The 10,147-nt window shown below is 72.9% G+C and carries 9 protein-coding genes; 7 read left to right on the plus strand and 2 right to left on the minus strand.

The features are described 5' to 3' along the window. The first annotated feature begins 117 nt into the window (after positions 1 to 117). The 3 genes from aroF (at position 118) to aroA (ending at position 3,612) form a co-directional block, all read left to right on the plus strand. Positions 118 to 1,155: a 3-deoxy-7-phosphoheptulonate synthase gene (aroF, locus tag VFG42_RS02195; protein WP_324904787.1), complete on the plus strand. Its 1,038-nt coding sequence runs from the start codon at positions 118 to 120 to the stop codon at positions 1,153 to 1,155. 62 nt (positions 1,156 to 1,217) lie between these two features. Continuing rightward, complete coding sequence (locus VFG42_RS02200) at positions 1,218 to 2,261, plus strand: prephenate dehydrogenase/arogenate dehydrogenase family protein (RefSeq protein ID WP_324904789.1); 1,044 nt, start codon at positions 1,218 to 1,220, stop codon at positions 2,259 to 2,261. Between the two features lie 40 nt (positions 2,262 to 2,301). Next, on the plus strand, positions 2,302 to 3,612 hold the full coding sequence (gene aroA / locus VFG42_RS02205) for a 3-phosphoshikimate 1-carboxyvinyltransferase (protein WP_324904791.1): 1,311 nt from the start codon (positions 2,302 to 2,304) through the stop codon (positions 3,610 to 3,612). Here the strand turns inward: aroA and VFG42_RS02210 are convergent. Continuing rightward, positions 3,567 to 4,865 (minus strand): MFS transporter, encoded by a 1,299-nt coding sequence (locus VFG42_RS02210; protein ID WP_324904794.1) that lies wholly within the window; start codon positions 4,863 to 4,865, stop codon positions 3,567 to 3,569. The genes aroA and VFG42_RS02210 overlap by 46 nt on opposite strands. Positions 4,866 to 4,921: 56 nt before the next feature. Here VFG42_RS02210 and cmk point away from each other — a divergent pair, with 56 nt between their 5' ends. Genes cmk through metK form a run of 4 tightly spaced genes read left to right on the plus strand, consistent with a single transcriptional unit; the run spans position 4,922 to position 9,527 of the window. Next, positions 4,922 to 5,521, plus strand: a complete 600-nt coding sequence (gene cmk / locus VFG42_RS02215) for a (d)CMP kinase (protein WP_324904804.1) — start codon at positions 4,922 to 4,924, stop codon at positions 5,519 to 5,521. Beyond that, positions 5,518 to 6,843 carry a ribosome biogenesis GTPase Der gene (gene der, locus VFG42_RS02220; protein WP_324904796.1) on the plus strand — a complete coding sequence of 442 codons (1,326 nt, stop codon included), beginning with the start codon at positions 5,518 to 5,520 and terminating at the stop codon, positions 6,841 to 6,843. Before cmk ends, der begins: the two co-directional genes overlap by 4 nt. A 42-nt stretch (positions 6,844 to 6,885) precedes the next feature. After that, positions 6,886 to 8,322 carry a hypothetical protein gene (locus VFG42_RS02225; RefSeq protein WP_324904798.1) on the plus strand — a complete coding sequence of 479 codons (1,437 nt, stop codon included), beginning with the start codon at positions 6,886 to 6,888 and terminating at the stop codon, positions 8,320 to 8,322. Further along, the gene (metK, locus tag VFG42_RS02230; protein WP_324904800.1) at positions 8,319 to 9,527 is read left to right on the plus strand and encodes a methionine adenosyltransferase; all 1,209 of its coding nucleotides are present in this window, start codon (positions 8,319 to 8,321) and stop codon (positions 9,525 to 9,527) included. The genes VFG42_RS02225 and metK overlap by 4 nt, the downstream gene beginning before the upstream one ends. Here metK and VFG42_RS02235 read toward each other — a convergent pair. After that, the coding region (locus tag VFG42_RS02235; RefSeq protein ID WP_324904802.1) for a type 1 glutamine amidotransferase at positions 9,524 to 10,147 on the minus strand (624 nt) is incomplete at its 5' end. The two genes, metK and VFG42_RS02235, sit on opposite strands and share 4 nt — an antisense overlap.

A 10,147-nucleotide genomic window follows, 5' to 3' on the forward strand; every position in this document is an offset into this window, starting at 1 on the left:
TCGAGCGCCGGTAAAGCCCCCTCCGTGCGCGTGGACGCTTCCACGCGTCCACGCTGATCGCCTCCCTTTAGACTTCCATCCCAAGCAGCAGAAAAGAGCAACAAGATGATGATCGTGATGAAGCCGACGGCCACCGAGGAACAGGTGCAGGCCGTGATCGAGCGGATCGAGTCCGTCGGAGCCCACGCGCACCCCAGCCGTGGGGAGGAGGTGACGATCATCGGCGCCATCGGCGACCGCGAGCACGTCGCCCGCCTCGGCCTCGAGGGGCACGAGGGCGTGGAGAAGGTCGTCCCGATCCTCAAGCCCTACAAGCTGGCCTCGTCGCAGATCAAGGGCGACGCGCGCACGACGCTGGAGATCGGCAACGCCAAGGTCGGCGGCGACCACTTCGCGCTCATCGCCGGGCCGTGCACGGTCGAGACGCGCGACCAGACGCTCGACACCGCCGACGCGATGCTCGCCGCCGGCGCCAACCTCTTCCGCGGCGGCGCCTACAAGCCGCGCACCTCGCCCTACGCCTTCCAGGGCCTCGGCCAGGAGGGCCTGCGGCTGCTCGCCGAGGCCAAGGCCCGCACGGGCCTGCCGATCGTCACCGAGCTGATGGACGCGCGCGACATCGAGGCCGTCGCCGAGGTCGCCGACGTCATCCAGATCGGCGCCCGCAACATGCAGAACTACCCGCTGCTGAGCGAGATCGGCCGCTCCGGCATCCCCGTGCTGATCAAGCGCGGGCTCTCCTCGACGCTGGAGGAGCTGATCATGGCCTCCGAGTACGTCCTCAAGGAGGGCAACGAGTCGGTGATGCTCTGCGAGCGCGGCATCCGCACCTTCGAGACCGCCTACCGCTTCACGCTCGACATCACGGCGATCCCGGTGCTGAAGGAGATGACGCACCTGCCGATCGTCGTCGACCCGTCACACGCCGCCGGGCGCCGCTCGCTGGTCGAGTCGCTGTCGCTGGCCGCCGCCGCCGCGGGCGCCGACGGCATCATCGTCGAGACGCACCCCGAGCCCGACGAGGCGATCTGCGACGGCCCGCAGCAGATCCGCGTCGACCAGTTCAACGCCTACGCCCGCAAGGTCGAGCAGGCGGCCGAGCTGGCGGGCAAGCTGCCCTTCGGCGCCGCGGCCAAGCAGGGCGCCGCGGCGTGACGGAAGCCTCCGACGAGCCGTCGTTTCGCCCGGAATCCGAGCCTTCAGGCGAGGCATTCCGCTTGGCCCTCGTCGGGCTGGGGCTCATCGGCGGCTCGGTCGGCCTGGCCGCGCGGGAGCGGTTGGGCGCCGAGGTGGTGGGCTTCGACCCGGACCCCGAGGTCCGGGCGAAGGCGCTGGAGCGTGGCGTGGTGGACGCGGTGGTGGACGAGCCGGGCGACTTCCCGCGCGAGGTCGACGTGGCCGTCATCGCCGCGCCGATCGCGGGGCTGGCGCGGCACGTGGCCGAGGCGTGCGCGTTCTTCGCGGGCGCGGTCGTCACCGACGTCGGCTCCACGAAGGCCGCGCTGGTCGCCGGCCACCCGCGCGACCCCTACATCGGCGGCCACCCGCTGGCCGGGGCCGAGGTCGCGGGCGTCGAGCACGCGCGCGGCGACCTGTTCGCCGGCGCCACCTGGTACCTGACGCCGCGCCCCGACTCCGAGGGCATCCTGCTGGAGCGCCTGCACCGCTTCGTCACCGGCCTCGGCGCGGTGCCGACGATCATCGACGCCTCCGACCACGACCGCCTGATGGCCGCGTTCTCGCACGTGCCGCACGTCGTCGCCAACGCGATGGTCGCGCAGGCGACGCGCGCGCTGGGCGGCGAGGCGATCCCGGTCGTCGGGCCGTCGTTCCGCGACGCCACCCGCGTCGCCGGCGCCAACCCGCCGCTGTGGGCCGGGATCTACGACGCCAACCGCGACGCGGTCCTCGCCGGGCTCGACGCGACGATCGCGCTGCTGACCGAGGCCCGCGACCTCCTCGCGCGCGACGACACGCACGCGACCGAGGCCTGGCAGGCCGAGGCGCAGCGACAGCGCCGCGCGCTGCTGGACGTCGGCATGACCGGCGGCGAGCTGACCGAGATCCGCCGCGTCGTCCCCAACCGCCCCGGCGTCGTCGCCGACCTCGCGCTGACGCTCTCGCGCGCGGGCATCAACATCCACGACATGACCCTCTCCCCCCAACCCGACTTCCGCAGCGGCGAGGTCGCCCTCTGGGTGGCCGAGGAGCACCACGCCCGCGCGCGGTCGCTGGTCGACGAGGTTCTCTCCCAATCATGACCACGCGTCGACTGCGTCGCCGTCGAGACAGGAACAGCACGTGACCACCGTCCACTGGGCCCCCGCCAAGAAGTTGAAGGGGTCGGTTCGCCCGCCGGCCGACAAGTCGATCTCCCACCGCGCCGCGATCCTCGGCGCGATGGCCGCCGAGCCCGTCCGCGTGCGCAACTACCTGCACGCCGAGGACACCACCTCGACGCTCAACGCGGTCCGCGCGCTCGGCGCGCTGGTCACGGTCGACGAGGGCGGCGACCTCGTCACGATCCGCGGCACCGGGCTGCGCAACGCCCAGGTGCCCGACGGGCCGATCGACGTCGGCAACGCGGGGACGCTGATGCGCCTGCTGCCGGGCTGGCTGGCCGGGCAGGAAGGCCAGGCCTACACGTTGGACGGCGACAGCTCGATCCGCCGCCGCCCGGTCGACCGCGTCGCCGAGCCGCTGCGCCGCATGGGCGCGACGATCGACGCCACCGACGACCGCCTGCCGCCGTTCACGGTCACGGGCGCGCGGCTGCGGTCCATCGCCTACGACCTGCCCGTCGCCTCGGCCCAGGTCAAGTCCTGCGTCCTGCTCGCCGGCCTCATGGCCGACGGCGCGACGACGGTGGTCGAGCCCGCGCCCAGCCGCGACCACACCGAGCGGATGCTCGCCGCCGCCGGCGTCACCGTGCACCGCAACGGCCGCCACGTCACGGTCACCAACGTGGACGAGCTGGTCCTCGACGACCTCGTCGTCCCCGGCGACCCGTCGAGCGCCGCGTTCATGATCGCCGCCGGCGTGCTGGTCGGCGGCTCGCGGATCACGATCACCGGCTCCGGCACGAACTGGACGCGCACGGGCTTTCACCGCATCGTCCAGCGCATGGGCGGGATCGTCGTCGGCGAGCTGGAGGACGCGCCCGACGACGGCGTCGTCGGGACCGAGCCGATCGGCGACCTCGAGGTCGCCCACGGCCCGCTGACCGGCACGGTCGTCGAGGCCGATGAGGTCCCGCCGGCCATCGACGAGCTGCCGCTGGTCGCGCTGCTGGGCTGCTTCGCCGAGGGCGAGACGATCGTCCGCGGCGCCCACGAGCTGCGCCTGAAGGAGTCCGACCGGATCGCGACCGTCGTCGACGGCCTCAACGCGCTGGGCGGCGACCTGACCGCCACCGACGACGGCTTCGTCGTGCGCGGGACGGGCGGCCTGAAGGGCGGGACGATCCACTCCCACGGCGACCACCGCCTGGCGATGCTCGGCGCGATCGCCGGGCTGGCCTCCGAGGAGGGCGTGACCGTCGAGGGGATGGAGGCGGCCGACGTCTCCTACCCGACGTTCGCCGACGACATCGGCTCGCTCATCGGCGGCTGAGGCCCCGCGTCGAGGCCGGCGGCGGTCGCGCGCGCGATCCCGCCGTTCTCGTCGCGCAGCCCCGGGACGACGTACAGCAGCGTCAGCGTCCCGCCGCCGGCGACCAGGCCCGCGACGACCAGCACCGCCGCGGGCCCGAACGCCGCGGCCAGCGGGCCCGTGAGCCCGAACGAGATCGGCGTCAGCGCGAAGGACACCAGCCAGTCCAGCGAGCCCACGCGCCCGCGCATGGTCGCGGGCACGCGCACCTGCATGAGCGTCGACCAGATCGGGTTGCCCGCGCCGCTGCCCAGCCCGAACAGGAACGAGAGCACGACCAGCTGCCAGACCGCGGTCGCGAACGCGTAGCCGCACAGCGCGAAGCCCGCCAGGCCCCAGAACCAGTACAGCGCGCTGATCTCCTTGCGCGGCATGCCGAAGTGGCCGATCGCCGCGGTGCCGAGCGTCGCGCCGATCCCGCCCGCGGCGAGCACGATGCCGAACGCGCCCGCGCTGTCGCCGAGGTCGCCGTCGATGCGGATCGGCAGCAGCACCTCGACCGGCCCGAGGAAGAACAGGATCGAGATCCCCGCGCCGATCAGCGTCGCCCACAGCCACGTCTGGGTGCGCACGAAGCGCGCGGCCTCGCGGATCTGCGCGCGCAGCGGCTCGTGCTCGCCCTCATGGACCGGCACGCGCGCCCGCATCGCCAGCAGGCACGCGATCGACACCGCGAACGTCCCGGCGTCGACCAGCAGCGCGCCGCCGGTGTCCAGCAGCGCGACGGTCGCGCCGCCGAGCGCCGGCCCGGCGAGCCGCAGCGCGATCGGCCGCAGCGAGCCCTGCAGCGCGTTGGCCTCGATCAGCCGGTCCTCGGGGACCAGCTCGGGCACGATCGCGCCCATCGCCGGGCCGCTGAGGCCCTCGCCCGCGCCGAAGACGAACCCGAGCACGACCAGGTGCCAGATCTCCAGCACGCCGCCGACCGACAGCCCGCCGATCGCGCCGACCGCGGCCAGCCGCACGGCGTCGGCGACCAGCAGCTGGCGGCGCTTGTCATAGCGGTCGGCGGCCAGCCCGCCGAGCAGCAGGAAGCCCACGATCCCCAGCGACCAGGCGAAGCCCACCAGCGACAGGTCGGTGGCGGATCCGTCCAGGTCCAGGACGGCGAACGGCAGCGCGACCAGGTAGATCCCGTCGCCCAGAAGCGACACGAGCGTCCCGGCCCACAGCAGCGCGAAGTCTCTCTCCCGAAGAGGCCCGATGAGGCGCACCCCAATGCGGAGGATGCCACACCGGAGGCGGTACGCCTACCCTCCCGGCCGTGCTTGTGGCCATTGATGGACCCGCGGGAGCGGGCAAGTCGACCGTGGCGCGCGCCGTGGCGGAGGCGCTGGGCTTCACCTACCTGGACACCGGGGCGATGTATCGCGCGGTCGCGCTGGCGTCGCTGCGCGGTCTCGACGAGGTCGGAGCGCTCGACATCCAGCTCGACGGCGGCCTCGTGCTGCTCAACGGCGAGGACGTGTCGTCGATCATCCGGACGGCCGCGGTCAGCGAGCAGGCCTCGATCGTCGCCAACGACCCGGCGGTGCGCGAGGCGATGGTCGCCCAGCAGCGCGCGATCGTCGCCGGCGGCGACTACGTGGCCGAGGGGCGCGACATCGCGACGGTCGTCGCGCCGGACGCCGAGGTCAAGGTCTACCTGACCGCCGACCCGGCCGAGCGCGCGCGCCGCCGCGCCGCCGAGCTGGGGATGGATCCCGCGGAGGTCGAGGCCGACCTGCGGGCGCGCGACGAGCGCGACTCCAGTCACGGTCGCACGACGCTGTCGGCGGCTCCCGGGGCGTGGGAGCTGGACACGACCGGGCTGTCGATCGACGAGGTCGTCGACGCGATCGCCGCTCGGGTCTCGGAGGTCTCGGCATGAGCACGGGTCCGAAGGTCGCCGTCCTCGGCTATCCGAACGTCGGCAAGTCGTCGCTGGTCAACCGGCTGAGCGAGTCGCGGGTCGCCGTGGTGCACGAGGCGCCCGGCATCACGCGCGACCGCCACGAGGTGCCGTGCGAGTGGAACGGCCGGCGCTTCACGCTGATCGACACCGGCGGCATGGACCTGTTCGACGAGGACCCGATGGCCGGGTCGATCCGCGAGCAGGCCCAGGCCGCGATCGCCGACTCCGACGTCGGGCTGCTGGTCGTCGACGGCCAGGCGGGCGTGCGCCCGGGCGACGAGGAGCTGGCCGACCTGCTGCGGCGCTGGAGCAAGCCGGTGATCGTGGTCGTCAACAAGATCGACTCGGTCAAGAACGTGCCGTCGGCGACCGAGTTCTACGCCTTGGGCCTCGGCGACCCGATGGCGGTCAGCGCGACCCAGGGCCTGGGCACCGGCGACCTGCTCGACGCCGTGGTCTCGCACCTGCCCGACGGCGACGCCGAGGACGAGGACGACGACATCATCCGGCTGGCGCTGATCGGCCGGCCCAACGTGGGCAAGTCGTCGCTGGTCAACAAGTTCGTGAGGTCCGACCGCGTGATCGTCTCCGACGTCGCGGGCACGACGCGCGACGCGATCGACCTGCCGATGGAGGTCGACGGCCGCCGCGTGATCGTCGTCGACACCGCGGGCATGCGCCGCCAGGCCAAGGTCACCGAGTCGGTCGAGTACTACACCACCTTGCGCTCGCAGCGGGCGGTCGAGCGCGCGGACGTCGCGCTGGTGATCTGCGACGCGCACGACGGCGTCACCGCGCAGGACCTGCGGATCGCCGAGCTGGCGATGAAGGAGGGCTGCGCGACGGCGTTGGTCCTCAACAAGTGGGACGTCGCGCCGATGGAGGAGTCCGACCTCGACCACGAGCGCGCGCGGGTCAACAACAAGCTGCGCCTGCGGCCGAAGGTGCTGACCACGTCCGCGGTGAGCGGGCGCAACGTCGAGCGCCTGCTGAAGGAGGCGATCATCCTCGGCGACCGCGTCCGAACCCGCATCCCGACGCCGCAGCTCAACCGCTTCATCAGCGAGGTCGTCCAGGAGCGCCAGCCGCCGGCCAAGCAGGGGAGCCGCCTGCGGCTGCTGTACATGACGCAGTTCGAGACGCGGCCGCCGCGCTTCGCGATCCAGGTCAACTCGCGCAACCGGGTGACGCGCGACTACGCGTACTTCGTCGAGAATCGGTTGCGGCAGCGGTTCGGGATGGACGGGATCCCGTTGATCATCGACTTCAAGGAGCGCGCGAATCGCCGTGGCGAGTAGCACTTCGACACGCCCCGTCGGGGCGGCGATCCGGGCAGCGCGATGAGCGCTGACGCCCCCAAGCGCATCGACCTGACCGCTCGCGGGCGGCTGTTCGCGGCCGGCGGCGCGGTGGCGATCGTCGTGGTGCTCGTCGTCGCCGTGATCGCGATCGCGGGCGGCGGGGGAGACGGGGGCCGCGCGAAGCCGCCCGCGTCCGCCGCGGCGCGGCTGGTGCCCGCCGACGCGCTGGTCTACGTCCACCTCTCGACCGACCCGGGGCGCGCGCAGACGCGCGACGCGGCGAAGGTCGCGTCGTCGTTCCCGTCCTACGCGAAGCTGCGCGACAGCATCGTCTCCCGCCTGCAGGCGCCCGGCTGCGACGTCGCCACCAAGGCCCTGAAGACGGCCGACGAGGCCGCGCTGGCGATCTTCGACACCGGCACCTCGTCGCAGGCCAACTCGCTCGTGCTCGTCGACACCGGCAAGGCGCACCCCGGCGCCCGGCAGCAGGCGTGCGGGTCGCTGGCGTCGACCTACGTCGGGACGTTCCTGGCGATCGGCCAGCCCGAGTCGCTGAACGTCGCCGCCCGGCTCCAGAAGGCCGGCGGCCGGGGCTCGCTGGCGCAGGCGGCGGGGCCGAGGAAGGAGCTGGCCGCGCTGCCCGAGGACCGCGTCGCCGACGGCTGGCTGTCGGCCGACGGCCTGCGGCGGCTGCTCGCGCCCCAGGGCGGGCTGCTCGGCGCCGCCGGCGTGCTCTTCGACCAGGCGACGCTGAAGGGCGCCGCGTTCGGCCTCCAGGCCAAGGGCGACCGGGCCGAGCTGACGGTCAAGTCCCAGCTCGACCCGTCGCTGAAGCGCGGTGGCGCCGAGGGGTTCAAGCCCTTCAAGCCGACGCTCGCCGCGGCGGTCCCGGCCGACGCGATGGCCTACCTCGGCGTCAGCAACCTGGCCCCGGCGCTGCAGCGGCTGCTGGCCGCCGCGGGGTCGTCGTCGAAGACGATCCAGTCGCTGGCGTCCTCGCTGGACAAGCCGCTCCTGAAGGTCTTCCCGGGCGAGGCGGCGGTGGTCCTGACCGAGGCCACGCCCGCGCCGATCCTCACGATCATGGCCTACGCCTCCGACGAGGCGGCGGCGCGCCGGACCCTCGACGGGCTGCCCGCCGCGGTGCGCACGACGCTGTCGACCGCGGTCTGGGACGGCAAGGTCGCGGTCTCGACGAGCCCGAAGGGGATCGCCGCGGTCAAGGCCGGCGGCAAGCACCTGACCGACACCGAGAACTGGCGAAAGGCAGTAGGGAATCATCCTGATTTGCTGTCCTCGCTACTCTTCCTGGACTTCACACGGCTGTTGAAGCTGGGCGAGGCGACCGGCCTCGACCAATCACGTGCCTACCAGGCCGCCAGGGCCGACCTCCAGAAGGTCCGGGCCATCGGCGCCAGCACCATCGGCAACGACAGCGAATCCACCGCGGAGATCTCCCTCCTACTTACCCAATGAGCTACGCCGACAACGAGTACCTCTTCACCTCCGAGTCCGTCACGGAGGGCCACCCCGACAAGGTCGCCGACCAGATCTCGGACGGCGTCCTGGACGCCTGCCTCACCGACGACCCCAAGTCGCGCGTCGCCTGCGAGACGCTCGTCAACACGGGCCTGGTCGTGGTCTCCGGCGAGATCACCACCGAGACGTACGTCGACATCCAGGAGATCGCCCGCGAGACGATCCGCAAGATCGGCTACGTCGACGGCGACCTGGGCTTCTCGGCCGACAGCGCCGCGGTCCTCAACGCCATCGACAAGCAGTCGCCCGACATCGCGCAGGGCGTCGACACGGCCGACGAGGCGCGCACCGAGGGCTCCACGGACGCTCTTGACGTCGCCGGCGCCGGCGACCAGGGCATGATGTTCGGCTACGCCTCCAACGAGACGGCGAACCTGATGCCCGCCCCGATCACGTTCGCCCACCAGCTCGCCGAGCGGCTGAGCGCGGTGCGCAAGGACGGCACGCTGGGCTACCTGCGTCCGGACGGCAAGACCCAGGTGTCGGTCCGCTACCGCGACGGCAAGCCGGTCGGGATCGAGAAGCTGCTGATCTCCACGCAGCACGCCGAGGAGGCGACGCGTCAGCAGATCACCGACGACCTGTGGGAGAACGTCGTCCTGCCGGTCCTGCCGGCCGAGCTGTACGACGCCGACACGCTGCGCAAGGAGTTCCTGGTCAACCCGACGGGCCGCTTCGTCATCGGCGGGCCGGTCGGCGACGCGGGCCTGACGGGCCGCAAGATCATCGTCGACACCTACGGCGGCTTCGCCCGCCACGGCGGCGGCGCGTTCTCGGGCAAGGACCCGTCGAAGGTCGACCGCTCGGCCGCCTACGCCGCGCGCTGGGTCGCCAAGAACGTCGTGGCCGCGGGCCTGGCCGACCGCGCCGAGGTCCAGGTCGCCTACGCGATCGGCGTCGCCCGCCCGGTCTCGGTGATGATCGAGACGTTCGGCACCGAGAAGGTCTCGCGCGCCCTGATCCTCGACCTGATCCACGACCATTTCGACCTGCGCCCCGGAGCCTTCCGCGAGGAGCTGCGGCTGCACCGGCCGATCTATCGCAAGACGGCCGCCTACGGCCACTTCGGTCGCGACGACGCCGACTTCACCTGGGAGCAGACCGGCAAGGCCGAGGCGCTGCGCGCCGCAGCCGGACTCTAGGGGGCGGGCGAGGGTGCCGACGCGCTGCGCCGGCACCCTCGCGCACGCTCAGGCCGCCCGGTCGCGAGCGCCCACCATTCGTCGAAGAGCAGCCACGCCGCGGCGCGAGCGGCGGGCGAGCGACGCTCGCTCTCGGCGAGCAGCTCGTCGGCGTCGATGCCGAGCTCGCGCAGGCGGCTCGACGATCGCACCCAGTCGGCGATCACCGCGGTGGTGACCTCGGGGTGGAACTGCATCCCGAGGTGGCGGCCGGCTCGAAACGCAGCCGGGCCGACCGGGCTGCGGGCGAGCAGCTGCGCGCCGGGCGGCACCGAGAGCTGCTCGTAATGCCAGTGAAACCACGGTCCGTGCTCGAGCTCGTCGCCGTCGATCGCGAGCCAGCCGATCTGCGGTCGCTCGGCGTGGTCGACGTCGCCTCCGAGCGCGATCGACAGCGCCTGGCCGCCGAAGCAGACCCCGAGCACCGGCAGTTCGGCGGCGATCGCGGCGCGCAGCAGCTCGACCTCCGCCGCAACCCACGGCAGGCGCTCGTCGCGCGCCGACTCCTCGGCGCCGAGCGAGACGACGAAGCCGGCGCCGTCGAGCGCCGGCAGCGACCCGGTCGTGGCGTCCCAGACCTC

The sequence above is a fragment of the Baekduia sp. genome (assembly GCF_035685985.1).
In the GTDB taxonomy this organism is placed as follows: Bacteria; Actinomycetota; Thermoleophilia; order Solirubrobacterales; family Solirubrobacteraceae; genus Baekduia.

Bases quoted from the DNA above. Each gene is read 5' to 3' on its own strand.
- der (WP_324904796.1), top strand. From the start codon at position 5,518: ATGAGCACGGGTCCGAAGGTCGCCGTCCTCGGCTATCCGAACGTCGGC.
- aroF (WP_324904787.1), top strand. From the start codon at position 118: ATGAAGCCGACGGCCACCGAGGAACAGGTGCAGGCCGTGATCGAGCGG.
- metK (WP_324904800.1), top strand. From the start codon at position 8,319: ATGAGCTACGCCGACAACGAGTACCTCTTCACCTCCGAGTCCGTCACG.
- VFG42_RS02225 (WP_324904798.1), top strand. From the start codon at position 6,886: ATGAGCGCTGACGCCCCCAAGCGCATCGACCTGACCGCTCGCGGGCGG.